General features: G+C 63.8%; 26 protein-coding genes. 11 read left to right on the forward strand and 15 right to left on the reverse strand.

Annotated elements, in window-relative coordinates; translation table 11 throughout:
- Positions 1-88 precede the first annotated feature (88 nt).
- Entirely contained in the window at positions 89-526 is a 438-nt protein-coding gene (locus KUV41_RS15505; protein WP_206937751.1) for a hypothetical protein, read from the forward strand.
- A gap of 24 nt (positions 527-550) precedes the next feature.
- Here the strand turns inward: KUV41_RS15505 and KUV41_RS15510 are convergent, their stop codons facing one another.
- On the reverse strand, positions 551-1,768 hold the full coding sequence (locus tag KUV41_RS15510; RefSeq protein ID WP_222486680.1) for a benzoate/H(+) symporter BenE family transporter: 1,218 nt from the start codon (positions 1,766-1,768) through the stop codon (positions 551-553).
- A 143-nt stretch (positions 1,769-1,911) separates the two neighbouring features.
- Here KUV41_RS15510 and KUV41_RS15515 point away from each other — a divergent pair, with 143 nt between their 5' ends.
- Positions 1,912-2,517, forward strand: coding sequence for a helix-turn-helix domain-containing protein (locus tag KUV41_RS15515; protein WP_206937764.1), 606 nt, complete (start codon positions 1,912-1,914; stop codon positions 2,515-2,517).
- Here KUV41_RS15515 and KUV41_RS15520 read toward each other — a convergent pair.
- The 4 genes from KUV41_RS15520 to KUV41_RS15535 all read right to left on the reverse strand — a co-directional run bounded on the left by KUV41_RS15520 (position 2,481) and on the right by KUV41_RS15535 (position 6,544).
- Positions 2,481-3,527, reverse strand: a complete 1,047-nt coding sequence (locus tag KUV41_RS15520) for an N-acetylmuramoyl-L-alanine amidase (RefSeq protein ID WP_261396069.1) — start codon at positions 3,525-3,527, stop codon at positions 2,481-2,483. The two genes, KUV41_RS15515 and KUV41_RS15520, sit on opposite strands and share 37 nt — an antisense overlap.
- 33 nt (positions 3,528-3,560) lie before the next feature.
- On the reverse strand, positions 3,561-4,739 hold the full coding sequence (locus tag KUV41_RS15525) for a vWA domain-containing protein (protein WP_222486681.1): 1,179 nt from the start codon (positions 4,737-4,739) through the stop codon (positions 3,561-3,563).
- Positions 4,739-5,584, reverse strand: coding sequence for an AAA family ATPase (locus tag KUV41_RS15530; protein WP_222485443.1), 846 nt, complete (start codon positions 5,582-5,584; stop codon positions 4,739-4,741). The genes KUV41_RS15525 and KUV41_RS15530 overlap by 1 nt, the downstream gene beginning before the upstream one ends.
- Before the next feature lie 63 nt (positions 5,585-5,647).
- Positions 5,648-6,544, reverse strand: coding sequence for an NAD(P)-dependent oxidoreductase (locus tag KUV41_RS15535; RefSeq protein WP_222486682.1), 897 nt, complete (start codon positions 6,542-6,544; stop codon positions 5,648-5,650).
- A gap of 166 nt (positions 6,545-6,710) precedes the next feature.
- Here KUV41_RS15535 and KUV41_RS15540 point away from each other — a divergent pair, with 166 nt between their 5' ends.
- Positions 6,711-7,352: a LysE family translocator gene (locus KUV41_RS15540; protein WP_206937772.1), complete on the forward strand. Its 642-nt coding sequence runs from the start codon at positions 6,711-6,713 to the stop codon at positions 7,350-7,352.
- A 22-nt stretch (positions 7,353-7,374) separates the two neighbouring features.
- Positions 7,375-8,172, forward strand: a complete 798-nt coding sequence (locus KUV41_RS15545) for a metallophosphoesterase (protein ID WP_222486683.1) — start codon at positions 7,375-7,377, stop codon at positions 8,170-8,172.
- 1 nt (position 8,173) lies between these two features.
- Here the strand turns inward: KUV41_RS15545 and KUV41_RS15550 are convergent, their stop codons facing one another.
- The 4 genes from KUV41_RS15550 to KUV41_RS15565 all read right to left on the reverse strand — a co-directional run bounded on the left by KUV41_RS15550 (position 8,174) and on the right by KUV41_RS15565 (position 11,829).
- Entirely contained in the window at positions 8,174-9,322 is a 1,149-nt protein-coding gene (locus KUV41_RS15550) for a nucleoid-associated protein (RefSeq protein ID WP_222486684.1), read from the reverse strand.
- Positions 9,323-9,388: 66 nt separating this feature from the next.
- Positions 9,389-10,150: an ABC transporter permease gene (locus tag KUV41_RS15555; RefSeq protein ID WP_222163075.1), complete on the reverse strand. Its 762-nt coding sequence runs from the start codon at positions 10,148-10,150 to the stop codon at positions 9,389-9,391.
- Complete coding sequence (locus KUV41_RS15560; RefSeq protein WP_222163076.1) at positions 10,147-11,082, reverse strand: ABC transporter ATP-binding protein; 936 nt, start codon at positions 11,080-11,082, stop codon at positions 10,147-10,149. The genes KUV41_RS15555 and KUV41_RS15560 overlap by 4 nt, the downstream gene beginning before the upstream one ends.
- Positions 11,083-11,283: 201 nt before the next feature.
- Entirely contained in the window at positions 11,284-11,829 is a 546-nt protein-coding gene (locus tag KUV41_RS15565) for a cytochrome b (protein ID WP_222486685.1), read from the reverse strand.
- Positions 11,830-12,093: 264 nt separating this feature from the next.
- Here KUV41_RS15565 and KUV41_RS15570 point away from each other — a divergent pair, with 264 nt between their 5' ends.
- Positions 12,094-12,582, forward strand: coding sequence for a cupin domain-containing protein (locus KUV41_RS15570; RefSeq protein WP_222486686.1), 489 nt, complete (start codon positions 12,094-12,096; stop codon positions 12,580-12,582).
- A gap of 160 nt (positions 12,583-12,742) precedes the next feature.
- On the opposite strand, the gene KUV41_RS15575 is transcribed toward KUV41_RS15570, so the two are convergent.
- A complete protein-coding gene (locus tag KUV41_RS15575; RefSeq protein ID WP_206937791.1) occupies positions 12,743-13,021 on the reverse strand; it encodes a peptidylprolyl isomerase in 279 nt (92 codons plus the stop codon).
- Positions 13,022-13,163: 142 nt separating this feature from the next.
- On the opposite strand from KUV41_RS15575, the gene KUV41_RS15580 reads away from it, so the two are divergent.
- Positions 13,164-13,667 carry a DUF523 domain-containing protein gene (locus KUV41_RS15580; RefSeq protein ID WP_222238233.1) on the forward strand — a complete coding sequence of 168 codons (504 nt, stop codon included), beginning with the start codon at positions 13,164-13,166 and terminating at the stop codon, positions 13,665-13,667.
- 105 nt (positions 13,668-13,772) lie between these two features.
- Here the strand turns inward: KUV41_RS15580 and KUV41_RS15585 are convergent, their stop codons facing one another.
- The gene (locus KUV41_RS15585; protein WP_222486687.1) at positions 13,773-15,017 is read right to left on the reverse strand and encodes a ChaN family lipoprotein; all 1,245 of its coding nucleotides are present in this window, start codon (positions 15,015-15,017) and stop codon (positions 13,773-13,775) included.
- 133 nt (positions 15,018-15,150) lie between these two features.
- Between KUV41_RS15585 and KUV41_RS15590 the strand changes: the two genes are divergently transcribed.
- The 4 genes from KUV41_RS15590 (at position 15,151) to KUV41_RS15605 (ending at position 19,841) form a co-directional block, all read left to right on the forward strand.
- The gene (locus tag KUV41_RS15590; protein ID WP_315900596.1) at positions 15,151-16,605 is read left to right on the forward strand and encodes a Na+/H+ antiporter NhaC family protein; all 1,455 of its coding nucleotides are present in this window, start codon (positions 15,151-15,153) and stop codon (positions 16,603-16,605) included.
- 6 nt (positions 16,606-16,611) lie between these two features.
- Entirely contained in the window at positions 16,612-17,718 is a 1,107-nt protein-coding gene (locus KUV41_RS15595; protein WP_222486689.1) for a class II histone deacetylase, read from the forward strand.
- Between the two features lie 14 nt (positions 17,719-17,732).
- Complete coding sequence (locus KUV41_RS15600; protein WP_222163082.1) at positions 17,733-18,554, forward strand: helix-turn-helix transcriptional regulator; 822 nt, start codon at positions 17,733-17,735, stop codon at positions 18,552-18,554.
- Positions 18,555-18,635: 81 nt separating this feature from the next.
- The gene (locus KUV41_RS15605; protein ID WP_224908799.1) at positions 18,636-19,841 is read left to right on the forward strand and encodes a methyltransferase; all 1,206 of its coding nucleotides are present in this window, start codon (positions 18,636-18,638) and stop codon (positions 19,839-19,841) included.
- Between the two features lie 87 nt (positions 19,842-19,928).
- On the opposite strand, the gene KUV41_RS15610 is transcribed toward KUV41_RS15605, so the two are convergent.
- Positions 19,929-21,227: a cation:proton antiporter gene (locus KUV41_RS15610; protein ID WP_206937822.1), complete on the reverse strand. Its 1,299-nt coding sequence runs from the start codon at positions 21,225-21,227 to the stop codon at positions 19,929-19,931.
- Positions 21,228-21,916: 689 nt separating this feature from the next.
- Here KUV41_RS15610 and KUV41_RS15615 point away from each other — a divergent pair.
- On the forward strand, positions 21,917-22,573 hold the full coding sequence (locus KUV41_RS15615; RefSeq protein ID WP_222486691.1) for a DNA-3-methyladenine glycosylase family protein: 657 nt from the start codon (positions 21,917-21,919) through the stop codon (positions 22,571-22,573).
- Between the two features lie 67 nt (positions 22,574-22,640).
- Here KUV41_RS15615 and KUV41_RS15620 read toward each other — a convergent pair whose 3' ends face one another.
- From KUV41_RS15620 to pncB, 3 genes are all read right to left on the reverse strand, one after another.
- Positions 22,641-23,114, reverse strand: coding sequence for a secondary thiamine-phosphate synthase enzyme YjbQ (locus tag KUV41_RS15620; RefSeq protein WP_206937826.1), 474 nt, complete (start codon positions 23,112-23,114; stop codon positions 22,641-22,643).
- A gap of 75 nt (positions 23,115-23,189) precedes the next feature.
- On the reverse strand, positions 23,190-23,834 hold the full coding sequence (locus tag KUV41_RS15625; protein WP_206937828.1) for an isochorismatase family protein: 645 nt from the start codon (positions 23,832-23,834) through the stop codon (positions 23,190-23,192).
- Positions 23,835-23,920: 86 nt separating this feature from the next.
- The gene (gene pncB, locus KUV41_RS15630) at positions 23,921-25,195 is read right to left on the reverse strand and encodes a nicotinate phosphoribosyltransferase (protein ID WP_206937830.1); all 1,275 of its coding nucleotides are present in this window, start codon (positions 25,193-25,195) and stop codon (positions 23,921-23,923) included.
- Positions 25,196-25,269: the final 74 nt, after the last annotated feature.

Genomic DNA, 25,269 nt, shown 5'->3' on the forward strand with positions numbered 1-25,269 from the left:
CAAGGCGGCGGGATGGCCTCCACGGCCGCCCCAGGCAGCGATATCGACCTTGTTACCATCGCGCTAGAAACAGCAAAGGAAGTTGTTCATGTTACGTCCACCCCGTCTGCTTACCGGCCTGGTCCTGGCCACTACCCTGACCTCACTCGCCGGCTGCGGCACCGTCTTTCATCCGGAGCGCAAGGGGCAGATCAGTGGACGTATCGACCCGGTGGTGGCCGTCGCCAACGGTGTGGGCCTGCTGTTCTTCATCGTGCCTGGCGTGATTGCCTACGCGGTAGATTTCTCCAACGGCACGATCTACCTGCCCGGCACCAGCACCACCTCGGTCGATGCATTGCCCATGGGCGAGGCCCGTGATCTTGCGAGCCTGGAGCAGCTGATCAGTGAACGCGCCGGCACCGCGGTGAGCCTGAGCAATGAGCTGGTGCGCGTCGAGCAAGTGGCGACCCTGGACGAGGCGCTGGCGATGGTGCGGATGGCCAGTGACGAGGCGTCTCATGGAGCAGCGCCCACCTCCAGCTAGCTTGGTAACGCGCCTGGGGCCTTCTCAGGCGCGGCGCCATGCCCCCAGGGCAACGATGACCAGTCCAGCGATCAATCCCCAGAAGGCTGATCCAATCCCCGCCAGGGTCAGGGGAGAGGCGGTGACCGCAAAGGTCACCAGCGCCGCGTCCAGATGGCGAGCGTCGGAAAAGGCGGTGGTCATCGCCCCACCCAGGGTGGCCATCAGTGCCAGTCCCGCCACTACCGCGATCAATCCCTCAGGCAAGGCAGCGAACAGCGCGGCCACGGTAGCGCCAAGGGTTCCCAGCACCAGGTAGCCGATACCGGCTGCCACGCCGGCAGTGTAGCGGCGATGCGGGTCAAGGTGCGCCTCTTCCCCCAGGCAAGGCGCCGCGCTGATGGCGGCCATGTTGATGCCATGCCCAGCGAAGGGAGCCATCAGCAGCGACGCCAGCCCGGTGGTGCCCAGGCAGGCGCCGACAGGAGGCGAGTAGCCCGCACTGCGGACCATGGCCAGGCCCGGCAGGTGCTGAGTGGTCAGGGCCACGGCGAACAGCGGCACCCCAATGCCCAGACAGGTCGCCAGGTCAAACGCAGGGGAGACCCATTCAGGTCGCGTCAGCATCAGCGAGACCTGGGCGACCTGGAAATCCCCCCGCGCCAGGCTTATCGCTATCCCGGCCATCAGCACCGCGATGATGGCAAGCCTTGGCAGCCAGCGTCGGCACAGGACCCATACGCTCAATAGCAGCAATGGCATACAGGGATCGACACGGACAGTAGCGAAGATATCGAGAACGAACGGCAGCAGAATGCCCGCCAGCATCGCTGAGGCCAATGCTGCCGGGACGATGGCCATGATCCGAGTGACCACGCCGCTGGCGGCGACCAGCAGCATGCACACCGAGGCCACGATGAACGCGCCCACGGCCTGGTCGAAGGCGACCCCCGGTAGCTGGGTGACCAGCAGGGCTGCGCCCGGCGTCGACCACGCCGTCAGCAGCGGCATGCGATAGCGCCAGGACAGTCCCAGGGTGGTCAGGCCCATGCCGATGCCCAGGGCCCACATCCAGGAGCCGATCTGTGATGGGGGGATTGCCGCCGCCTGGGCGGCCTGGAAGATGATGGCGGCGGAGCTGGCGTAGCCGATCAGTACCGACACCAGCCCTGCTGCCACGGTAGAAGCATGCAGGTCGTTGGCCAGCTGACGCTTTTCGCGGGGAGTCGCTGGCTCAGCAAGAGTGGAAGACGGCTCGGTCATGGGGCGTGTCGCTGTGTGGTGGGAAGGGGGGGAGATTGTGCGTTATAACGTCCAAGGCTAGCAGCAGGCGTTATAACGCACAAGCGCTGTGGGCTCGAGCCTCTGTATACTGGTGCGCGTCACGCATTTTCATGAGAGACGACATGTCGGACACTGCCCACCACATCGGCCACCATATCGCCAGCTCCCTCAAGGCGCTGCGCCAGGCGCGGGGCTGGAGCCTGGCACATACCGCCAGGGAGACCGGGGTCAGCAAGGCCATGCTGGGCCAGATCGAGCGTGGGGAGTCGAGTCCTACGGTGGCGACGCTGTGGCGCATCGCCAGTGGTTTTCGGGTGAGTTTCTCGTCGTTGTTCGGGCAAGGCCCCGGCACCGATGACTCGCCGCTGGAGCAGCGCCACTGCAGTACCAGTGATTCGGTGTGGGGGCAGGATAGCGCGGGGATGCAGGCAAAGTTGTTGTTTCCGTACGATCCCCTGCTGGGCTTCGAGATGTTCGAGATTGAACTCGCCGCAGGCGCTGAAAGCGCCTCCAGCCCCCATGCGCCTGGGGTGGTCGAGCACTTGGTCGTGCTCGAGGGCACGCTGGTGCTGGCTGTGGGCGATGAGTGGCACCGCTTGACGGCGGGGGAAGGGCTACGTTTCTGTGCTGACCGGCCGCACCTGATGCGCAACGAAGGGCCCGCGGTGCTGCGTTTTCACGACGTGATCCATTACCTGCCCGGCGCGGCTGGAGGAGCGGCTGGTTGAGGCTCAGCTGGTTGAGGCTCGGCTGGTTGAGGCTCAGCTGGTTGAGGCTCGGCCAGTGTCGCCAGCGCCTCTGGCAGGTATCGCTCCAGTAGAGCCCACAGGCGTGCGCAGGTGTCTGCGTCGAGATTTCCGCTGAAGTCGGCGGGACGAAAGTGAAGCTGGAATGCTCGCAGGGTGGCGCGGGTCGCGTCATCCAGCACGCCGCTGACGTCGATGTCATAGCCCCAGGCACGCAGCGCCCGCTGCACCGTCTCAATCGAGGGGAGGCTCCCTCCTGCGATACGTTGGCGAGCGTCGAAGCGCTGGGCATAGTGGGCCACCCGCTCCGGCTCGGGCCAGGCACCAATGCCGGCATCATGCAGCCGTTTCCAGGGAAATGCCGGGCCTGGGTCCAGCTTGCGCGTGGGCGCGACGTCAGAGTGTGCCAGCACGTGCCTGGCCTCGATGCCATGCCGCTCGATGATATCCCGGGACAGGGCGATCAGCGCTTCAATCTGGCTGTCGGGGTAGGGCATCCAGCCGACTCCCTCGGGGGGCTCCAGCTCGCTGCCGACCCAGGGCTGGTCGGGGCCCTGATTGACAATCTCGATGCCGATGGAGGTATCGTTGAGGCCGATGCGGTTGCCCCAACGGCTGGCGCCGGCGTGCCAGGCACGGCGAGACTCGGGCACCAGCTGAAACACCACGGGTGAGCCCTGCAGACGTCGTGTGGGCAAAGGCAGTAGATAGTGACTGGAGACCCGTGGTCCAGTGAGTGCGCGCAGCGAGTCCGCCTGGTTTTCATCGGTATAGTGCAGGATCAAGAAATGCACGCGGCTGTTGTGGCCCCGGGCGGGGTGACGATGGTCCACCACATAGCCGTCACGGGGTTCCAGAGCGGGCCTAGAGTAGGCTTGAATCAGCCCTTGTGTGGCGACCCCGGTTGCCATGTCGCAGCCGGCCAGCCACACCAATGCGCCGGCAAGCAGCAAGGGTCTGAGTCGGCGAAGTGTCTGCGGCAGGTGGGGCATCGACGGGTCCTTGATCAGATCCGGGGTCGTGGTCTAGCGAGCCAGCTCGCGCATGGCCTCGTCGAGTCCTTCCAGCGTCATGGCGTACATGCGCTCCTGCACCAGCTCGCGGATGATCCTGGTCGAGGGAGTATATTCCCAATAGCGCGGTGGGTTGGGGTTGAGCCAGACCAGTCGCGGGTAGCGCTCCACCAGTCGCTTCAGCCAGATGCCGCCCGGCTCCTCGTTGAAGTGTTCGACGCTGCCGCCGGGGTGGGTGATCTCGTAGGGTGACATCGACGCATCGCCCACGACCACTACCTGGTAGTCCGCGCCGAAGGTGCGCATCAGCTCCAGCGTGGAATACCGCTCCTTGTGACGGCGCGCATTGTTTCGCCAAACGCCTTCATACAGACAGTTATGGAAGTAGAAGTGCTCCAGGTGCTTGAACTCGGAACGCGCCGCCGAGAACAGCTCCTCGCAGACGCGAATGTGGTCGTCCATGGAACCGCCCACGTCCAGAAACAACAGCACCTTCACCGCGTTGTGGCGCACCGGTCGCATGCGCAGGTTCAACAGGCCGGCATCCCGAGCGGTGTCGCGAATCGTGGCGTCGATATCGAATTCGTCCAGTGCTCCCTGGCGAGCGAAGCGGCGAAGACGGCGCAGTGCCATCTTGATGTTGCGCGGCCCCAGGGCCTGATCATCGTCATAGTCGCGGAAGCGGCGTTCGTCCCAGACCTTGATCGCACGTCGATGGCGCGAGCCATCCTGGCCGATACGCATCCCCTCGGGATTGTAGCCATAGGCGCCGAAGGGACTGGTACCGCCGGTACCGATCCACTTGTTGCCACCGGCGTGGCGTTCCTGCTGTTCCTTGAGACGTTGCTTGAAGGTCTCGATCAGCGCTTCGAGTCCGCCCAAAGACGTGACCTGCGCCTTTTCCTCGTCGCTCAACTGGCGCTCGAACTCCCGGCGCAGCCACTCCTCGGGGATCAGTGCGTCAATGGCCGCATCGAGGCTTTCCACCGACCCGATCCAGGCGGCGAAGGCGCGATCGAAGCGGTCGAAGTGGCGCTCATCCTTGACCATGATGGTGCGGGCCAACTGATAGAAGGCGTCCACATCGGCAAAGGCAATGCCGGAGTCCACGGCGGCATGCAGGTCCAGCAGTTCGCGCAGGGATACCGGGACCTGCTGGCGCCTGAGACTGTCGAACAGATCGAGAAACATCAGCGCCCCTGACGCCGCACCATAAAGGCCAGGCGCTCCAGCAGAGCCGTATCCTGCTCGTTCTTGACCAGGGCGCCGGCCAGGGGCGGCAGACTCTTGGCTGGATCGCGCTGGCTCAGGGCTTCCCGCGCCACGTCGTCGGCCATCAGCAGCTTCAGCCAATCGACCAGCTCAGACGTGGAGGGGCGCTTCTTGAGGCCCGGCGCCTCGCGCAGCTCAAAGAACACTTCCAGGGCCTGGCTGACCAGCCTTGGGGCGATATCCGGGAAGTGTACGGCGACGATACGCTCCATGGTGGCGCGGTCGGGAAACTCGATGTAGTGGAAGAAGCAGCGGCGCAGGAAGGCGTCGGGCAGCTCCTTCTCGTTGTTGGACGTGATCACCACGATGGGGCGGTGGTGCGCCCGGATCGTCTCGCCGGTCTCGTAGACAAAGAATTCCATCCGGTCGAGTTCCTGGAGCAGGTCATTGGGGAACTCGATGTCGGCCTTGTCGATCTCGTCGATCAGCAGTACCACCCGTTCGTCGGCAGTGAAGGCTTCCCATAGCTTGCCGGGACGCAGGTAGTTCGCCACATCCTCGACCCCGTCGATGCCGAGCTGGGAATCTCGCAGACGGCTGACCGCGTCGTACTCGTAGAGGCCCTGGGCGGCCTTGGTGGTGGACTTGATGTGCCAGGTCACCAGACGGGTGCCCAGGGACGCGGCCAGTTCTTCTGCCAGCAGCGTCTTGCCGGTGCCTGGCTCGCCCTTGATCAGCAGCGGGCGCTCGAGGGTGACGGCCGCATTGACGGCCTGCTTGAGCGCATCGGTAGCCACGTAAGTGGCGGTGGAGTTGAACGCCATGGAAAAGCATCCTGTAACTGATGGCGGATGTCGAACGAGTGTACGGCGCCGCCGCAGACGGGTCTAGCTGCGCTGCGCGTCGTCACGATAGAGCCGAATCAACGTCGCCGGATCGCTCTCGCCTTCGCCCCTGGCCAGTCGACTGCGCATCAGCTGGGCGGCCAGCGCTGCCATCGGCGTGGCGCTGGCTTGCCGATATCCCTGAGCGGTGGCCATGTCGACATCCTTGAGCAGGGTGCGCAGGTGCCAGCTGGGCGCCTTGAAATCACGCTCGGCCATGCGCGGTACCAGCATGCGAAAAGGCGTTGAGTCGGCAAAGCCGCCCGCCAGGGCCTCTGGCAACAGGCCGGCATCGACACCGCTGGACTCGGCCAGTGCCACCATTTCGGCGATCGCTGCGGTATTGCAGGCCACCAGCAGTTGATTGCACAGCTTGGTGACCTGGCCTGCGCCTACCGGACCCATATGGGTGATGCGCGAGGCCAGTGGTTGCAGGATCGTCCTGGCGGCGTCCACGTGGGCTCGGTCGCCTCCACACATGATCGCCAGGCTGCCGGCCTCGGCACCCGCCACGCCACCGGAGACCGGGGCGTCGACCCAGCTGAGGCCGGATTCGGCGGCCAGCTGGGCAAGCTCCCGGGTGGCGGCCGGGTCGGCGCTGGTCAGGTCAATGATGGCGCCACCGGGACGCGCGTTGGCGATGACCCCCTCGGCCCCGAGCATCAGCTCGCGCAGCACCTCGGTATTGGCCACGCAGGTGATCACCACGTCTACCTGAGCGGCCAACTGTGCCACGCTATCGGCGACCCAGGCGCCGGTCTCCGCAGCGACGGCGTCGGCCTTGGCTCGAGTGCGGTTGTAGAGGACCAGCGGATGACCGGCCTTGGCTAGCCGGCGGCTTAGGGGGTCGCCCATCAGACCGATACCGATAAAGCCGAGGCGGGGCAGCAACGCGGACATGGTAGAACTCCTTGGCAGGGGAGAAGGGAACGGCGTCTTGAGTTGGCCGGGCAAGGGAAGACAGCATGCAGCAAGGTGTGTTTCTGGCTCAACTGGGTTGCGCGCTGAGGCCCCGTCGCCTAGCGTGGAAGGCTTTGCTACCGACGCTGCCGCCACGAGATCCGCCATGCTCGAGTATACCTTGGCCCACTGGGTCACCTTTCTGTCGGCAGCCTTGCTGCTGAATCTCTCACCGGGGCCTGACATGGCCTTTGTACTGGGCCAGACCGCGCGACATGGCCGCCGTGGGGGCTTCGCTGCGATGTTCGGGGTATGGAGTGGGGCGGGCGTGCATGTGCTGATGGCGGCGCTGGGTTTGTCCGCCGTGCTGGCAACGTCCGCGGTCGCCTTCGGCCTGATCAAGTGGGTCGGCGCGGCGTACCTGCTGTGGCTAGGCATTCAGGCGTTGCTCGCCCGCCCGTCCAGCGAAACGGCGGCGCCGGCCCCGTCTCTGCCTGGGGCTGCCAGCATCTATCGCCAGGGCGTCGTGATCTCTCTGTTGAACCCGAAGGTCGCCATCTTCTTCCTGGCCTTTCTGCCTCAGTTCGTGGTGCCAGGCGCAGGGCCGGCCAGCCTCCAGCTTGCCCTGCATGGGTTCTTGATCATTGCGGTGGCAGGACTGATCGAACCGCCGCTGGTGATCCTGGGCGCTAGGCTGGTCACAGCGCTGCGCGGCAATCGTCGTCTTGGTCTATGGTGTGAGCGAGGGTTGGGGGCGCTGTTCATTGGCCTGGCGGCCAGGCTGGCAATGAGTGAGCGCAGCCCATAACGCTTAAGCCGGAGGCGAGCTCATGCGCCTGAGAATCCTGTCGGACCTGCACCTGGAGCACTTCGAGGGGGATCGCCTGCTGCCCGACATCGAGGCCGATATGGTGATCCTGGCAGGAGATATTCATCTAGGCCTGCAGGGAATCGAGTGGGCTGCTGCGCGCTTTCCCGATCATCCGGTGATCTACGTGCCGGGCAATCACGAATTTTACAAGCATCGCATGGAGCCACTGCGCAAGGAGATGCGTGAGCGCGCGGCCACGCTGGGCATTCACCTGCTCGACAATGCACGGCTGGAGCTCGGCGGCGTGCGCTTTCTGGGGACGACACTGTGGACCGACTTCGCGCTCTACGATGAGCGTGCCGCTCCCGAGGACATCCCTGCGGAGACGCTGTCCGCTGCACTCAGGCAGATGCCCGACTTCGCGATCATCGAAGAACCTGATGGCGAGGTCTTCTCGCCGGAGCGCAGCGTCGAGCTGCACCGCGAGAACCGGGCCTGGCTAGAGACCGAGCTCGCCAGGCCCTTTGCCGGCGCTACGGTGGTGGTCAGCCACCACGCTCCCCTGGCCGAGTGCATTCCTGCCCACTATCAGGGCGACCCGCTGTCGCCGGCCTTTGCCTCTCGCCTCGAGTCGCTGATGGAGGGCGTGGCGCTGTGGGTCCACGGCCACGTCCACGACCCGGTGATGCTGACGCTGGGGGACACCCGCGTGGTGGCCGTGCCCGGCGGCTATCCCGGCGAGCGTTCGGATGACGAGCTGCGCCTGGATCGGGTGGTCGAGGTCGAGAGCATGGCGTCGCAATCCCGGCAGGCCTGAACTAGCCCCCCTGCAGCTGTTCCTTGAGCTTGCTGGGCAGCTTCTTGATGATCAATCGGTCATGTTCTTCGTCGTACTCGATGCTGTTGCCCAGCAGGTGGGAGTCGAAGCTGATCGAGACGCCCTCGGCGCGGCCGGTGAATCGGCGGAACTGATTGAGGGTGCGCTTGTCCGGCGGGATTTCCGGTGACAGGCCGTAGTCGGCGTTGCGAATGTGCTCGTAAAAGGCCCGCGGATTGTCATCGTTGACCAGGGCGGAGAGCTCATCCAGGGTCATCGCTTCACCGCGACTTGCCTGGTCCTGGGCGTAGTCGATCAGCGCATCGGTCTTTTCCCGCGACGCTTCCTCCTCCATGTCTTCCTGCTCGACATAGTCGCTGAAGGCCTTCAGCAAGGTACGGGTTTCGCTCTTTGGATCGACGCCTTCGCTAGCGCCCAAAAGGGCCTGCAGGTCGTCGGCCAGCTTCTTCGCGCCGCGATCTGCCAGCATCGACAGGTACTGACTCGACGGGCCGCCGTCCTGCCATTGGGTCAGGTTGAGGCGGAAGGCCAGCGACATCTGACTGTGATTGAGCTGCCCGGTGATGCCGACGCGACCGTCTTCACCGATGACGAAACCGTCCCGATGGTGAACCAGGGCGACGAACAGGTGGCGGGTCTCGCCCTGGCGCTGGTCGACCATGAGCAGGTGGCCTCCGGTGGGCAGGTGCGCGTCGACCACGCCCTTGATGGCCTCGCCAAGCTCCCTGGCCAGTGCCTGAAAGTCTCGCTCGCCGTCGAGGAAGGCACGAAACTCGGCAGGGAAGCGGCTGGTGGTCGCCACTACCGGACCTTCATCAGAGGCGGCCAGGCCAGAGGAGCCTGCACCAGAGGCCCCTGTCGCGGAGGAGTCCTCGTCGTCCCAAGGGGCGACATCCTCGCCGCTGGCGTCGCTATTCTGCACGCTCGGGCGATCCGTGGTGCTGGGGGGAGCGTGCTCATTGAGCCGGCCCCAGCGCTTGGCCTTGCCGTGGTAAGCGTCGGTCAGGCGGGTGACCAGGCTGTCCAATGCGTCGCTGTCGGGATGCAGCTCGCTGGCTTGCTTAAGCGTTGCCGGGATGTCGCTGGCGCTCTTGTCCAGGCGCTGGATGACGCAGGCAGAGATCGGCATGGAAACCTCGTGACCAAAAAACGGCGGCAGATGATAGCGTACTTGGGGCGTCAGACCGAAGCCGATTCATGGCTTGAGGCGATAGCCGCTGCGGAAGATGGCATGGATGACCGCCAGCGCCAGGGCCATGAACAGCAGAATCATGCCCAGACTGACCCATACGCTGACATCGCCGAGTCCATAAAAGCTGTAGCGGAAACCCGACACCAGGTAGACCACCGGATTGAACAGGGTCACCGTTTGCCACAGGGGAGGCAGCATGTCGATGGAGTAGAAGGTTCCGCCGAGGAAGGTCAGCGGCGTGATGACCAGAAGCGGCACCAGCTGCAGCTTTTCAAAGCCATCGGCCCAGATCCCGATAATGAAACCGAGCAGGCTAAAGGTCAGTGCGGTCAGCACCAGAAACAGCAGCATCAACAGCGGGTGCATGATGGTAAAGGGCACGAACAGGCTGGCCGTTGCCAGCACGATCAAGCCGAGCACAATAGATTTGGTGGCGGCAGCGCCGACAAAGCCCAGCACGATCTCCAGCGGCGAGATGGGAGCCGATAGAATCTCGTAGACCGACCCCGAAAAGCGTGGGAAGAAGATCCCGAATGAGGCATTGGAGACACTCTGGGTCAGCAGCATCAGCATGATCAGCCCCGGCACGATGAAGGCACCGTAGGGAATGCCCTCGACCTCACTGATGCGTGAGCCAATGGCGGAACCAAAGACCACGAAGTACAGCGAGGTGGATAGCACGGGGGATACCACGCTCTGCAGCACGGTGCGCAGGCTTCGGGCCATCTCTGCCAGGTAGAGCGTCTTGACCGAGGTGATGTTCATGGTCGCTCCTTGACCAGATTGACGAAGATTTCCTCCAGCGAACTCTGGCGAGTGTGCAGGTCCTTGAATGCGATGCCGGCGGCGTCGACGTCTGCGAGCAAGTCGGCGATGCTGCTCTCACCGTCGTCTGCACCGTCATAGTGGTAGACCAGCGCATGGCCCTCGTCGCTCAAGGCCAGGTGGTGGTGAGCCAGGGCGTGCGGAACAGCGTCGAGGGGTTCGCGCAAGTGCAGGGTCAATTCCTTGCGGCCGAGGCTCGCCATCAGCGCCTGCTTTTCCTCCACCAGCACCAGCTCTCCGGCACGAATGACGCCGATGCGCTCGGCCATCTCTTCCGCTTCCTCGATGTAATGCGTGGTGAGGATAATGGTGACGCCGCTCTCTCTGAGGCCTCGCACCACCTCCCACATGTCACGGCGCAGTTCGACGTCGACCCCGGCGGTGGGCTCATCCAGAAACAGTACCTGGGGTTCGTGGGCCAGTGCCTTGGCGATCAGCACCCGACGTTTCATGCCGCCGGACAGGGTGATCAGCCGGTTCTTGCGCTTTTCCCACAGGCTGAGCTGGCGCAGCACCTTCTCGATATGCGCCGGATCCTTGGGCTTGCCGAACAGGCCGCGGCTGAAGGACACCGTGTCCCATACGGTGGAGAAGGCTTCACTGGTCAACTCCTGGGGCACCAGCCCGATCAGCGAACGGGCAGCACGGAAATCATCGAGAATATCGTGGCCGTCAACCCTGACGTGGCCTGATGAGGGATTGACCAGCCCGCAGATGACGCTGATCAAGGTGGTCTTGCCTGCCCCGTTGGGGCCAAGCAGGGCAAAGATCTCGCCGCGCTTGATGCTCAGGTCGATGCCCTTGAGCGCCTCGAATCCGCCGGCATAGACCTTTGTCAGCGCCTGGACATCAATGATCGGGGAGTCGCTCATGGGTGCCTTCCCCCGGGGGCAAGGTCTTGGTGCGGCGGGTGAGGCAGTCCTGATGAATGCTCCATGCTGACGTCCTTATCGATGGCCTTCGCCCATCCTAGCGCGGTTGTCTGCATCTGCACACCGGCCCGATCCACGCCCTGGCCGGTGTGTCCCCTCCGCCGGGGCCGCAGGTTCATGCCGTCCATGGCTGCGGCGGACTTATTTCCTGGCGCTGACGTCAAGCATGCGGGGCAGGACATCCTGCTGCCTGGGATTCATGCGGTGATGAACCGCCATCAACACGTGCCCCAGGGCCATCGCGAACAGCGCCCACCCCAGCCAGCCGTGGAGCAGATTGGCAGGGAGCATCATCCACTCGATCTTGTCGCCGTCAAAGCCTGACATGAGCTCGATGCCGAAGGGCGCAAAGGCGCGCCCGGAGCCATATTGGCGCATCAGCGCAATCGACGGAATCACGACCAGCAGGGCGTATAGCGCGAGATGACCCAGATGCGACGGCAGGTTGAGGCTGGATGGGCGGCGGCGCTGGTTTAACAGCGCCCAGGCCACCCGGCCCAGCATCAGGATCAGAATCAGCAGGCCCACCGGCTTGTGGGTAGCCCAGGTCAGTTTATCCAGCCAGGAATCTTCGAACAGCACTGTGGTGGTGGCCGTGACGAGCTGCCACAGCACCAGGGCGGCGATGCTCCAGTGGAAGAAACGGCTGATACTGCCATAACGTTCGGGTGAATCGATGATCGACATAAGGGACTCCTCATCCTCGGTCGGGGCGGTCGATGGTTGTTTTTGCATAGCCTAACTCGGCCCAGCGGGCAGGGCTGGGGAATTTTCCCAATAGAATGTGCACGAAGCTGCAGCCGTGGGTCGAACATGCCGTTCGGCACGGGACGTTACCGGGGCGGATGTAAGGAAGGCGGTGGTGGCGTCATCCAAACACTCTCGTCACCGACGACGTTGTCCCAAGAGGTCTCCTCCATGTTTCCTGAGTCTCCCCTGACGTTGAAACGAATGACCAGCAAGAACAAGGCGTGCGGTGCTGTGCCTCTGCCCCAGTCGTCCGGGCGCTCGCTGCGGTTGGCGACGCGGTTGGCGTTCGCCCTGACGCTACTGATTGCGGTGACGCCCCAGGCGTCGGCACAGAGTGGCGATCAGGTAACGCCCAGCGTGTCCCAGAACATCATGCAGCAGAAGTGGGTGTCAGACGATTCCAACCTGATCTCCACCGTCGTACTGGTTACCCTGGACCCGGGGGCCAGTCTGCCGCCCCATCGCCACGCAGGGCCAGCCTACGTCAAGGTGGCCGCCGGCGAGGTGATCTCACAGCTTGAGGGTGGGGAAGAAGAACGCTTTGGGCCTGGCGACGAGTGGCGAGAGCCGGAGGGCGTGCGTCATGTGAAGCTGGTCAATGCCAGCGATGAAAGTGCTGCGGAATTGATCGTGGTGATGATCCACACTCGCGGTGAACCCCTGACCCGAGTCGAGAAGACAGTGGAGTAGATAACAGCAGCAGGAAGGGGGGCAGAAGAGGCTGCCTAAGACACTGTTTTAGACACCAAGGCCACGCTTTGGCGTGGCCTTGGTTTGACTAGCATGGTTTGACTAGCTCGGTTTGACTAGCTCGGTGTGGCTAGATCGGTGTGACTCGCTCGGCGGGATATCAACCGCGGCTGGTTACTTCCAGCAGGTGGTAGCCGAACTGGGTCTTGACCGGGCCCTGGACCTTGTTGAGCTCGGCGGAGAACACGACTTCGTCGAATTCGCGCACCATCTGGCCGGGGCCGAAGCTGCCCAGGTCGCCGCCCTGGCGGCCGGACGGGCAGGAGGAGTGTTCGCGGGCGGCGTCGGCAAAGTCACGACCGTTCTCGATTTCGGCCTTGAGGGCCTGGCACTTGTCTTCGCTGTCGACGAGGATATGGCGAGCAGTAGCTTGAACCATGGGAAACTCCAATTGAGTGCTGGGGGAATCAAAGGTGGGCGGAGCTTAGCATGCTGCGGCACACAGGGCATCCTGTCGTCGAGCGGAGGTAGCCGCCAGCGATGCCATGTTGACGATAGAAGTGATGGTGAGGAGTTGCCACGTGAACAAGGTTCTGGTCAGTGCTTGCCTGCTGGGAGACCCGGTGCGCTATGACGCCAGTCACAAGGCCCTGGGCGATGCGCGTCTGAGGCGCTGGCGCGAGGAGGGGCGGCTGGTACCCATCTGTCCGGAAGTGGCGGGAGGATTGCCGACGCCAAGACCTCCCGCCGAAATCCAGGGAGGGCAGGGACGTCAGGTGCTGCACGGGCAGGCAAGGATCGCGGATGACGCCGGGGACGATCCCACCGATGCCTTTATCCGGGGTGCAAAGCTTGCGCTGTCCGCGGCCAGGCGCCATGGGGTTCGCCTGGCCCTGTTGATTGACCGCAGCCCCTCCTGCGGCAGCACCCAGATCTACGACGGCCATTTTGAGGGCACTCTGGTGGCCGGTGAGGGAGTCACCACGGCGTTGCTGCGTGCCTCTGGCATTGAGGTCTTCGCTCCCCACCAGCTGGACGCCCTGGGAGAGCGGCTGGCCCAGCTCGACGCAGACGAGGCGTTTTGAAGGGCGGGCGTCAGTGAGGGGCCACGCTCCAGGCTCGGACTGCTTGGCTTCCTCAGCCTCCTGTCGCTGCGGGACCGGCCTATGGGCCGCGCGCTATTCCTCAACCTATCCCTCAACCTCGGTGGGCGCTGGCGGAAAACTGACCGTCAGCGTGTGTTGGGCCCGTTCGCGCCTTACCTCGACTCTCGCCTGGGTCCCCGGCATTACGCGGTTCACCAACGCCTTGAGCTGCGCAGGCTGGTCAAGGGGTTGGCCAGCAAAGCGCAGCAGGCGATCACCGACACGCAGCCCCGCAGCCGCGGCGGGGCTATCGGGTGCCACCTCGCTGACTACCAGACTGCCTTCGTCCATGTCGACGCCAACCCCCAGTCGCGGTCCATGCTGAATCATGTCGTTGTGCACCACAAAGATCGCATCGGCGAGCCCGTCGTCGGCCGTGCAGGCCTCGTCCACCGTCAGCGGTAGCAGGCTCGACACCGCGCGGATATCCCGGTGTGAAAGCTGCGTTTCGATGCCCTCGCCGTAGCTGGCATGTCCCATTCCCACCAGGCCCACCGCCAGGTAGCCGTCCTCTACCAGCTCGGTAAGTCCGTACGCCATGGCCGTGTCCCAGACCTGCTGGGCGTAGACGAAGTCATCGATCATTCCGGCATCGAATACGCGACTGCCGGTTTCGTCACCAAGTTCGGCCGCGTGCTGGGCCAGGCTCTCTTCCAGGCGCCGCCGGTAGGAGGGCGATGCCGGGGCCGGTTCCGGGATGCCGTGACGCTCAGTGGGTGGAACGGCCATGACACCTTGCTCGACCAGGCGTCGGCGCAGCTCAGGGGTGACGTTGAGTGCCTTCAGCGGCAGGCGATGGTCACGGGCAAAGTGCAATATCGGTAGGTAGAGCGCGGCGTCAAAGCCCCAGTAGCGATACCACTGGCTCTGCTCGAGCAGCTCTGTCTCGTCGAGATCTCCGGCCACCCAGGCATCCAGCGCTGCCTGGCTTTCCCTTGGCAGCATCTCCAGGCCGATGGCCAGGCGCGGCTGCTGGGCGTGCAGGGCGCTGATCGCCGCCAGCTGAAAACGATGGTGGGCAGGCTGGTCGTGGCGCTCGCCCAGCAGTACCACCTGCTCGTCCGCCAGCGCTGCCCAGCCCATGGGAGGAGAGCGGCGGGTCAGGCTGTCTCCTGGCGTTCGCCAATCGCCGGGGAGGGCACAAGCGGCGCCTGTCGAGGGCGCGGCGACGGGGGGCTGGGTGTCATCGCCCATGGGGGACGCCAGGGCCATGTTCAGCGGTGCCGACAGTGATACCAGCATCGACGCCAACGCTGGCAGGCATAGCCGGACATGGCGGTGTTGGGACATGGGATGAGTCTCCTGACATCGAGGGTCTTGAGTGTGGCGATGGTCCCCATGGGGATATCGCCGCAGGTGCTAGGGCAGTGCTATCAAAGGCATCGCACGGTCACATTTCAACAACAACCCGATGGTGACGACAGTGGATCATAGTCTTTCAGAGCTGGCGAATCGTCGCCAGGACCCCAATCGCGGCCTGCGTCGCGGCTTGCTCTTTCTCAGTGTGGTGCTGGTTGCCAGCCTGTCCGGCCACTGGCTGATCCAGGATGGCCACTATGGCGCCTACGCGCTGGTGCCCACGGTGGTCGTCATTTCCATGGCGCTGATCACCCACCGTACCCTTGAGGCGCTGATGGCTGGGTGTCTTAGCGGTTTCATCATCCTCTCACCTTCCAGCGCCATTCAGGACATGGCGCTGGCGGGGCTGGAGGTCATGCAGCAGCCGACCATGGGCTGGATCGCCCTAGTCTGTGGGCTGCTGGGTGCCTTGATTGGCCTTTTGCAGTTCGTCAGGGGCACCGAGGCCTTCAGCGATAGCGCGGGCCGCCTGTTGACTACGCGTCGACGGGCCATGCTGGGGGCCACGGGCCTTGGCATCCTGATCTTCATCGACGATTACCTCAATGCCATGACGGTATCGGCGGCGATGAAGAAGCTGTTCGATCGACTCAAGATTTCCCGCTCGATGCTGGCCTATATCGTCGATTCCACCGCGGCGCCGATCTGTCTGCTGATACCGTTCTCGACCTGGGCCATCTATCTGGCGGGACTGCTGGAAAGCCAGGGCATTGCTGCCACCGGAGATGGCTTCGCCACCTATCTCGGCCTGATACCGATGCTGTTCTACCCCTTGATTGCGCTGCTGGTGGTACTGCTGGTAGCGCTGGGGGTGTTGCCTGCCCTTGGGCGCATGCGCGCGGCAGAGGCGGGAGATGAGCTGGTGGATGATAGCAGCGCCGAGCAAGCCGACGAGGTGCAGCGCCAGATCACGCCCCGCTTGATCAATTTCGTACTGCCGGTGACCACGCTGCTGCTGGCGACCTGGTGGTTCGGTATCGATGCGCTGATCGGCGTTGGCTTCGCCCTGCTGGTTGCCCTGGCGCTGTATGCAGCGCAGCGGATCGCGCCACTCAATCGCATGTTTGATGAGCTCCTGAAGGGCTTTCAGCAGATGCTGCTGCCCCTCGGCATTGTGTTCGCCGCCTTCCTGCTGCAAACGGTGAACCAGAACCTCGGCCTGACCGAGACGCTGGTGGCCTGGGTCGAACCTTTGATGCAGGGAAGCTGGTTGCCGGGCGTCACCTTCCTGCTGCTGTCCGGACTGGCCTTTGCGACGGGGTCCTTCTGGGGCGTCTACGCCATCGCCTTTCCCATCGTGATTCCCCTGGCCGAGGCGACAGGGGCCTCCATGGGGCTGACCCTTGGGGCGATGATTTCGGCCGGTGCCTTCGGTTCCCACGCCTGTTTCTTCGGTGACTCCACCGTGCTCAGTGCACGTGGCTGCGGAGTGACGCCGATCCAGCACGCCCTGACACAGCTGCCGTACGTGCTGCTGGCGGCAGGTGCCAGTGCCATTCTTTATTTCCTGCTGGGGTAGCCACGAATGCAACGACGTACGGCCTTTGCCTTTCATGAGCACTGCCTGTGGCACGACAACGGTCCCTGCTCGGTCTTTGCGACGCCTGGTAAACATGTCCAGCCTGCGGCCGCGGTGGAACACCCGGAGACCAAGCGACGCCTCAAGAATCTGCTGGAAGTCACCGGACTGATGGATGCGCTGGTGCCGATCAAGGGGGCCCCTGCCGATGAGAGCGATCTGCTGCGTTTCCATACCGCCGAGTATCTGGCGCGGCTGGCGCAGATGAGCGAGTTTGGCTTTGGCGATGCCGGGGAGTGCGCGCCGCTGCGGCGTGACAGCTACGACATCGCCCGTCGCTCCACCGGACAGGCGATTGCCGCCATGGATGCGGTGCTGCGCGGAGACGCCGACAACGCCTATGCCCTGTGTCGCCCGCCAGGGCACCACGCCGAGCGGGACCGAGGCCGCGGTTTCTGTCTGCTGGGAAACATCCCGATCGCGGTCATGACCATGATGGCGCGCCATCCGCTTAAGCGTGTCGCGGTCATCGACTGGGACGTACACCATGGCAACGGCACCGAGCAGGCATTCTGGGAGCGCGATGACGTGCTCACCATGTCGCTGCACCAGGACCGCAACTACCCCGTCGACAGTGGAGACATCGAAGATATCGGGGGTGGTGTCGGCCGCGGCTACAACCTGAACGTGCCGTTGCCGCCGGGCTCGGGTATCGGCGCCTACCAGGCGGCCATCGAGCGCGTGGTGGTGCCGGCGCTGGAGCGCTTTCGCCCAGAGCTGGTGGTGGTGGCCTGTGGTTACGACGCCAGCGCCATGGATCCCCTGGGCGGCATGATGCTCAATAGTCAGGCCTATGCGGAGATGACGGCCAGGCTGCTCGATGTGGCGGACAGACTGTGCCAGGGCCGCCTGGTGATGGTGCATGAGGGAGGCTACAGCGAGGGCTACGTGCCGCTGTGTGGTCATGCGGTCATCCAGACCCTGGCAGGATCAGCGATCCAGGCCGATGACCCCATGAACGACGAGATCGCACGCTGGGGCCAGCAGACGTTGCAGCCGCATCAGGAGGCTTTGCTGGCACGCCTTGATGGCTTGGTCAGACACCTGGGGTGACGTATTCTGACCCGATGGATGTTTGCCGCCCCTGCCGTTTGCCCTCGAAGGTGCTGCCACCGAGCGATCTTGCGCCGGTGGCGCGCCTTGCCGACCGCGTGCGTTCGCCCAATTTTCTCGAGGGGTTAGGGGAGGTGCTGGGTGCCTATGCCCCGGGGATCAGCTATGCGGTGATGCACTTCCCCGGCGTGGGCAGGCCCACGGTGCTGGCGCATAACCTGTCGGCGGTGCTCGATCGTCGGGTGCTGTTACCCTACGTGGAGCGCATGTACCTGCTCGACCCGTTTCATCAGCATTGGCAGTCCCAGGCGGCGCCAGGGGTGTGGTGGCTTGAAGAACTGGCACCCGCCGGCTTCCGCGAGACAGAATACTTCGCGACCTACTACCGCAACCTGGGCCTTGAACGGGAAGCCGCCGCGTTCTTTTCGCTGGGAGAAGGGGATGGCATCACGATGTCCTTTGGTGCCTACGGTGCCCTGGAGGAGGGCGCCGATCACGTAACCCTGATGGCGCAGGTGGCCTATCTGTTTCCTCTGCTTGAGTCACTGGTTCGCCAGTTCTGGCTGGTGTCGAGTCTGCACCTGCCGCGGGAGGAACAAACGCCAAGCCTGCTGGCGAGCTTTGGACAGGATCGCCTGAGCGAGCGTGAGCGAGAGACCGCCTGGCTGATTCTGCGGGGACATACCAGTCCGGAGATCGCGAGCAAGATGGGAATTTCTACCGGCACCGTCAAGAATCATCGCAAGCGACTGTATGCCAAGCTGAACATCTCGAGCCAGGCAGAGCTGTTCCGGCAATTTATGCTATTTCAGCACCAGTCCGATGGACGCGCCTGACAGGCCCCGTGTCTGCTACCATGGCGCGCCTGTCCCCTTGACCACACGACCGATGTCGTCCTTGCGCGCATGACTGCCAGCTTGAGCCACACCGAGCGCCTCGCGGCGCTGACCCGCCTGCTTGCCGAGTGGCACTGGCTGTGGTCGCCGACCCCCTTCACCCACGCCTCCATCCCCTGGTCCGACCGCGCGCAGGCCGGGGATATCGCTGCCTGCCTCGAAGCGCTGGATGACCAGCGCTGCCAGCGGCTGCAGCAGCGGCCCTTCGACGACTCGCCGCTGGCGGCCTGGCTACCGGTGGCCGAGCTGAAGCGACTTATCGACGTTGCCCCGGGGCCGCCGGCGATCGACGCCCCCGAGGCCTGGGCGTCCCACGTGGGTGGTCGCAAGTGGGCGCAGATGCTGGCGTTTGCCCCTCAGGTCGAGCAACTGCGTGGCCAGCGCCTGGTCGAATGGTGCGCCGGCAAGGGCCACCTGTCGCGGCTGTTGGCGCGCTGGCACCATGGCCCGGTGCGTGCTCTGGAGTGGCAGCCAGCGCTCTGTCGCAGTGGCCAGGCGCTGGCCGATCGCCAGGGGCTTGAAGTGAGTCTGGTGGAGCAGGACGTGATGCAGCCAGGTGCGGCCGAGCAGCTTGACCACGCCGATCAGGTGGTGGCGCTGCATGCCTGTGGCGATCTGCACGTGCGCCTGCTGCAGTTGGCGCGGGACAAGCGCGTGGCGGTGACGCTGGCGCCATGCTGCTACCAGCGGACCCGGGACGAGCGCTACCGACCGTTGTCCGCCCAGGCCCGATACCAGGCTGAGCTGCATGACCTGGCGCTGGATCGTGAGACGCTGGCCATGGCGGTGCAGGAGACGGTGACCGCCAGCCGGGGAGAGCAACGTAAGCGCGAACGGGCCAACGCCTGGCGGCTTGGCTTCGATGAGCTGCAGCGGGAGCTGCGCGGGACGGACGACTACCTGGCGGTGCCGAGTCTGGCCTACGGGCAGATGCCAGATGACTTCGCCGGGTTCTGTCGCTGGGCCGCCCGGGAGAAGGGGCTGGCGCTGCCTAAGGGGGTCGACTGGGAAGCGTTTGAGCGTCGCGGTGTGGCGCGGCTGGGGCGGGTCAATCGATTCGAGCTGGTGCGCCACCTGTTTCGCCGACCACTGGAGCTATGGCTGGTCCTGGACCGGGCCCTGTGGCTGGAGGAGGCCGGCTTCGAGGTGCGCTTGAGCGAGTTCTGTGAGCGAGCGCTGACGCCCCGCAATCTGGCCCTGGTGGCCACCCCGCAGCCGCCAGCCTGACCGGGCGCAGAGCCCCACGGCCTCGCTGAATCGCCGTCGTTGAGTCGTCGCGCCGCCGCGGCTGGGCCCCGGCGGCGCGACCTGGGTTCAGCTGCGCTTGCCTCGACGGAACTGCTCGACCTCCCAGGCCTTGGCGCGCTGGATCAAGGGGGTGATGCTGGAGCCCTGGATCAGGATCGAGAACACCACCACCGAGTAGGTCATCACCAGGATGATTTCACGCACATCGATGTTCTTGTCGGGGATCACGTCAATGCCGGCAGGAATGGACATCGCCATCGCCAGCGCCAGACCACCACGCAGGCCACCCCAGGTCAGGATGCGCACGGAGTAGGGGTTGTAACGGCGGAAGCGATGGAAGCCAACATAGGCGACGCGCACGCTGAGATAGCGCGACAGCAGTACCAGCGGTACGGCGGCGATCATCAGCACCCAGTCTTCAGGGTGGAAGCTGAACGATAGCATGGTCATGCCGATCAGCAGGAACAGCACGCCGTTGAGGAATTCATCGACCAGCTCCCAGAAGTGATCGAGATGCTGCTGGGTCTCCTCGGAGAAGCCCTTGCGCCGGGTCCTGTTGCCGATGATGATGCCCGCCACCACCATGGCCAGGGGGCCCGAGACCTCCAGGAACTCAGCGAACACATAGCCGGAGGTGGGCACCAGCAGGGTCAGCATCAGCTCCATGGAGTGATCCTCGGTATGCCGGATCAGGTAGTGGAATAGCTGGCCAAGGACGAAGCCGTAGAGGATGCCGCCCAGTGCTTCCTGTAAGAACAGATGGCCGACGCTCATGACGGTGGGGGTCGCACCGCCAAAGGCGATGGCAAACAGCGTGACAAACAGCACCAGTCCAAAGCCGTCGTTGAACAGCGATTCGCCCTCGATCTGAGTGGAGATGCGACGCGGCGCGTTCATCTTCTTGACGATGGCCAGTACCGCGATGGGGTCGGTGGGCGAGATCAGTGCACCAAACAGCAGGCAGTAGATCAGATCGAAGTCGATGCCCAGCCAGCCGACCAGCAGCCACAGGGTATAGCCGATAAAGAAAGTGGAGAACAGGGTGCTGCCCATCGCCAGAATGGCGATTTCCCACTTCTGATCACGCAGGTGGGGGAGCTTGATCCCGAGAGCGCCGGCAAACAGCAAAAATCCGAGGATCCCCTTCAGCAGGAAATCCTCGAAATTCAACTGGTTGATGGCATTCTCTGCGGTTTCATCAAGGGCGAACCATCCCGCGTGCCCAGCGATGACAATGGCAAGTGACAGTATCAGTGCCCCGGCAGTGATGGCGATGGTGGTCTGGAACTTGCCTATCTTGCCGTTGATCAAGGAGATCACCATCGCCATCGCGGCGAGCAGGCATAGGGTGTCGTACACCGACATGGAGTGAAGCCTCTGAAGTGGTTGGGGTAGGGGGAGAGATAGCGGTGGAAAGCATCGTCGGCAGCGCGGTTGGGAGCTCGACGGAAATAGGATGGGTAACAGGGGCTGACACGGCTGGCGAGACAGCGGCGGTAGCAGCGGATGAGACAGGGGCAGAGACGACGGATGAAGAAGCCCCCGAGACCGCTATGGCGCTGGCCCGAACCTTGGCCCCATCACCTGGGATGCGGTGACGACCGAATACGGCAGACGGGATGAACATTGCTGTGATACCCGCATGATATGAATGCGTGGCGGGCAGAAGAGGCGATAATGACATGTCCATCGCGACAGCCGGGTCCTGAGCATGAGGCGCGTTCACGCGCCTTGCTGAAAGCGAAAAAGGGCTGCAAGCAGTGGGGTTCAGGGGCTCGCTGGCTCCTGCCTGGTGGAAGCGTTCCCGGCGGAGGTCAGGCGCCGGTTAAAGGGCGCATCTGGGGTCCTGTCCACTGCGTTTCGCAGCGCAGCAAAGTATACGCGGCTCACGTGTCGGTTACAGCCCGGATGTCGCATTTTTTGAAGCTAAAGTGCATGGGCTGTCAGAGATGGCGGACAGCTGCTACCAAGGTATGATGAGCCAGACCGAAACGATCGGACAGCGATCCTTTCAGAGGCCGCTGCACCGCCCCCAATAACCCGCAGGAGTCCTCATGCCCGAGCATGATATCGCCCGCCATCTGAGCGCCGGCCAGGCCCACCTTCGCGGTATTGATTCCGCCTGGGCGCGACTTGTCGACCAGGTCGGAGACTGCCGACTCACGACCGCAGTGGAGCGCAGTCCCTACGAGTCCCTGGCACGGTCGGTGGCCTATCAGCAGCTGCATGGCAAGGCCGCCGCGGCCATCGTGGGGCGTCTTGTCGCACGGTTCCCGGGACAGGATTTTCCCTCGCCTCAGCAGTTGGCGGCGCTGGCGCCGGAGACCTTGCGGGAATGCGGCTTTTCCGCGCGCAAGGTGGCGACCCTGCAAGGCCTGGCCAGTGCCGCGATGGAAGGTGACATACCGGGGCGGGAAGAGGCCGCCGAGATGGACGACGAGGATCTGGTCAAGCGCTTTACCCGGATCAAGGGCATTGGGCGCTGGACGGTGGAAATGATGCTGATCGGGACCCTTGGGCGGCCGGATATCCTGCCGGTAGACGACTTCGGCATCCGTGACGGCACGCGCTACCTGTTCGGGTTGGATCACATGCCAACCCCCGCCGAGACGCGGCGACGTTGCGAGCCATGTCGCCCCTGGCGCACGCTGGCATCCTGGTATCTCTGGCGCGCCAACGAACAGCCGGACTATCGGCGTCTCGGTCAGTAGAAACCGCCACGAAAAGACTGACATGAAGTAACAGGTCAGGCGGTGCCGTCCATCCTCGCGATCGTTGTCAGTCGCGCCGTCGGTAAGGATCGGGCATGGCCTGCTCTGGCCGCCAGCGTGAGCGCTCGCCATTGAGCGTCACGATAAGCTGGCGCGGCCCACCATGGTCCCGATGCTCGCAAAGATAGATACCTTGCCAGGTGCCGAGCTTCAGCTCGCCATCTCCCACCGGTATGGTCAGTGCGGGCCCCAATAGACTCGCCTTGAGATGGGCGGGCATATCGTCGCTGCCCTCATCGGTATGGCGGTAGTAGGGAGCGTCCTGGGGCACCATTTGATTGAAATGGCGCTCGAAATCGCCGCGCACACTGGGGTCGGCATTCTCGTTGATGGTTAGCGACGCAGACGTATGCTGGATGAACACATGCAGCAGCCCGACGCGCATCGCCGGCAGGTCTGGGAGTGCCTTGACGATCTCGTCGGTAATCAGGTGAAACCCCCGTGGACGGGCGGAGAGGCGAAGGCTGTTCTGGAACCACATGGCGGTCGATCTCGAAGCAGAAAAGGATAAACGCTCAGAAGGTAACATCCCGAGAGCTCAGGGTGGGAAGCGTCGTCACAGCAGTGCGGCCAGTTCTGCTGCGTCGGCGGCCACCACCACACCTGCGCCTCGCATGCGGGCCAGTGCCTGCTCGCATTGCTGTGGGTCGATGCCGCGACAACCTGCCAGATTAAGGTAAACCTGAAAGTCGGCGTCGCGAAGCTGCATCACCGTCGTGACGACGCAGTAGTCCAGAGCCAGTCCGCCGACGATCACTCTGTCGACGCCGCGCCCCCGAAGGAATTCGATGACGCCGGTGCTGACCCGATCATTCAAGTCGTGAAAGCAGGCGCCGTAGGGGTGGCAGTCGGGATCGAGGCCCTTGCTGACCATGTAGTCGTAGCCCTCCACCGGATGCGGCAGGCCGTCCAGCAGTTCGAAGCCGCGGGTGCCGACAACCGCATGACGGTACCAGCGGACATCGACATTGGGGCCGGCAATGGCGCTGTCGACCGGCGTCAACAGCTCATCCTGATGCTTCGCCAGCCAAACCGGGTTGGCCGGGTGGGCGTCCCGGGAGCCTACACGCAGATCGGCAAGCCTGGCCTGGGCGTTGAGCTCGTCCACGATGGCATCGCCATCGGCTACCGGCAGCTCGTCGGGACATAGCGGGGTAAAGGTCTTCTGGGGATCGACATCGAAAGAGGCAATCTGGCTCATGGGACGCTCCTGAGTAACAGGCTCTGCCGGGAAGCGGGGCTTCTGACTAGCAGCTTCTAAACTAGCGGGGCTTCTGACGAATGGACTCACGCGCTGGCGAAATGCTGCCTCAGCGTTGCCACATAGGTGTCATCGATGCTCATGCTCTTGCCAGGGTCGTCGGAGATCTTGGCCACCGGCTGGCCGTTGCACTCGACCATCTTCATCACGATGCTCAGCGGCGTGTAAGGGACGCCCTGCTCGGTGGCATAGTCGCCGAGATCATTGGTCAGATAGGTGCCGATGCCAAAAAAGGTCTGGGTCCTGCCCTGGAAGTGTTGGGCGATGTCGAGCGCTCTATCGAAGGTCAGGGAGTCGCTGAAGGTCAGCGTTCGCTCCATCGGATCGATACCAAGTCGCTCGAAGTGAGAGATGAATTTTTCGCCCCAGCGTATCGGGTCGCCGCTGTCGTGGCGCACTCCCTGGTACTGCTGGCTGCGTCTGGCGTCGAAGTCCTTCAGGAAGGCATCGGATGAGATGGTATCGGTCAGCGCCACGGCAAATTGGCCGCGATAGACATCGCTCCATACATCGAGGGCGCGTCTCTGGCTTTCCTGCGCGGGCACCAGTGCCTGGTGCGCCATGATGAATTCGTGGGCCATGGTGCCGATGGCCGGCAGCTGAAACTCCCGGGCCAGATGGTAGTTCGAGGTGCCCGCGAAGTGCTCGGGAATCTCGTTGACCATGTATTCGACGACTTCACGTTGGATGGCATAGGAGAAGCGTCGACGCGTACCAAAGTCGGCGAAACGGAACTCGGTCAGACCTCTTCGCTGCACTTCCGTCTTGAGCCGCTCGACCTTGTGGCGCAGGGTGCGTCCGATCGCCTCCTCAGGGACCTCTCCAAAGCGCCGACGGTTGCGTATTTCGCTGACGATGGCCAGGACCGGTATCTCATAAAGAATGGTGTCTAGCCAGGGCCCCTCGACCTCGATCGCCAGTTGGCCGGCGTCGATGGCTACTGTGACGTGTCGCGCCGGGTCGAAGCGGAAGCGCTTGAGGTAGTCGACAAAAGCTGGCTTGATCTCGCCCCGGGTGCGCAGGTAACGCAGTTGGTCATCGCTGAAGCGAAGTCGCTGGAGCTTGAGGATCGCCTGTCTGACGTCGTCGGCGTAGGCGGCCAGGTTTTCCTGGCTGCGGCAGTGGAAGCGGTACTTGACCCAGGCAGTGGGGTAGCGCTCGAAGACCACCTGCATCATGTGGATCTTGTAGGCGTCTGTGTCCAGTAGGCTGGTGATCAGCTCGTCGCGGAACAGCGAGCGATTGACGCCGGCAACCATCGGGTTGCGCTTTCCAGCAGGGAACCTGGGCAGGCCATTCATGGGGGCGCTCCATACTGTCAAGTATTTTGACTAAATGCAGTCTGCGTGCTGCATGTTCTTTTGTCAAACAGTTT

Source organism: Halomonas sp. DP8Y7-1, assembly GCF_019801685.1.
GTDB lineage: Bacteria > Pseudomonadota > Gammaproteobacteria > Pseudomonadales > Halomonadaceae > Halomonas > Halomonas litopenaei_A.

Coding starts and splice junctions, on each gene's coding strand:
- KUV41_RS15505 (WP_206937751.1), top strand. CDS start 89: ATGTTACGTCCACCCCGTCTGCTTACCGGCCTGGTCCTGGCCACTACC.
- KUV41_RS15510 (WP_222486680.1), bottom strand. CDS start 1,768: ATGACCGAGCCGTCTTCCACTCTTGCTGAGCCAGCGACTCCCCGCGAA.
- KUV41_RS15515 (WP_206937764.1), top strand. CDS start 1,912: ATGTCGGACACTGCCCACCACATCGGCCACCATATCGCCAGCTCCCTC.
- KUV41_RS15520 (WP_261396069.1), bottom strand. CDS start 3,527: ATGCCCCACCTGCCGCAGACACTTCGCCGACTCAGACCCTTGCTGCTT.
- KUV41_RS15525 (WP_222486681.1), bottom strand. CDS start 4,739: ATGTTTCTCGATCTGTTCGACAGTCTCAGGCGCCAGCAGGTCCCGGTA.
- KUV41_RS15530 (WP_222485443.1), bottom strand. CDS start 5,584: ATGGCGTTCAACTCCACCGCCACTTACGTGGCTACCGATGCGCTCAAG.
- KUV41_RS15535 (WP_222486682.1), bottom strand. CDS start 6,544: ATGTCCGCGTTGCTGCCCCGCCTCGGCTTTATCGGTATCGGTCTGATG.
- KUV41_RS15540 (WP_206937772.1), top strand. CDS start 6,711: ATGCTCGAGTATACCTTGGCCCACTGGGTCACCTTTCTGTCGGCAGCC.
- KUV41_RS15545 (WP_222486683.1), top strand. CDS start 7,375: ATGCGCCTGAGAATCCTGTCGGACCTGCACCTGGAGCACTTCGAGGGG.
- KUV41_RS15550 (WP_222486684.1), bottom strand. CDS start 9,322: ATGCCGATCTCTGCCTGCGTCATCCAGCGCCTGGACAAGAGCGCCAGC.
- KUV41_RS15555 (WP_222163075.1), bottom strand. CDS start 10,150: ATGAACATCACCTCGGTCAAGACGCTCTACCTGGCAGAGATGGCCCGA.
- KUV41_RS15560 (WP_222163076.1), bottom strand. CDS start 11,082: ATGAGCGACTCCCCGATCATTGATGTCCAGGCGCTGACAAAGGTCTAT.
- KUV41_RS15565 (WP_222486685.1), bottom strand. CDS start 11,829: ATGTCGATCATCGATTCACCCGAACGTTATGGCAGTATCAGCCGTTTC.
- KUV41_RS15570 (WP_222486686.1), top strand. CDS start 12,094: ATGACCAGCAAGAACAAGGCGTGCGGTGCTGTGCCTCTGCCCCAGTCG.
- KUV41_RS15575 (WP_206937791.1), bottom strand. CDS start 13,021: ATGGTTCAAGCTACTGCTCGCCATATCCTCGTCGACAGCGAAGACAAG.
- KUV41_RS15585 (WP_222486687.1), bottom strand. CDS start 15,017: ATGTCCCAACACCGCCATGTCCGGCTATGCCTGCCAGCGTTGGCGTCG.
- KUV41_RS15595 (WP_222486689.1), top strand. CDS start 16,612: ATGCAACGACGTACGGCCTTTGCCTTTCATGAGCACTGCCTGTGGCAC.
- KUV41_RS15600 (WP_222163082.1), top strand. CDS start 17,733: ATGGATGTTTGCCGCCCCTGCCGTTTGCCCTCGAAGGTGCTGCCACCG.
- KUV41_RS15610 (WP_206937822.1), bottom strand. CDS start 21,227: ATGTCGGTGTACGACACCCTATGCCTGCTCGCCGCGATGGCGATGGTG.
- KUV41_RS15615 (WP_222486691.1), top strand. CDS start 21,917: ATGCCCGAGCATGATATCGCCCGCCATCTGAGCGCCGGCCAGGCCCAC.
- KUV41_RS15620 (WP_206937826.1), bottom strand. CDS start 23,114: ATGTGGTTCCAGAACAGCCTTCGCCTCTCCGCCCGTCCACGGGGGTTT.
- KUV41_RS15625 (WP_206937828.1), bottom strand. CDS start 23,834: ATGAGCCAGATTGCCTCTTTCGATGTCGATCCCCAGAAGACCTTTACC.
- pncB (WP_206937830.1), bottom strand. CDS start 25,195: ATGAATGGCCTGCCCAGGTTCCCTGCTGGAAAGCGCAACCCGATGGTT.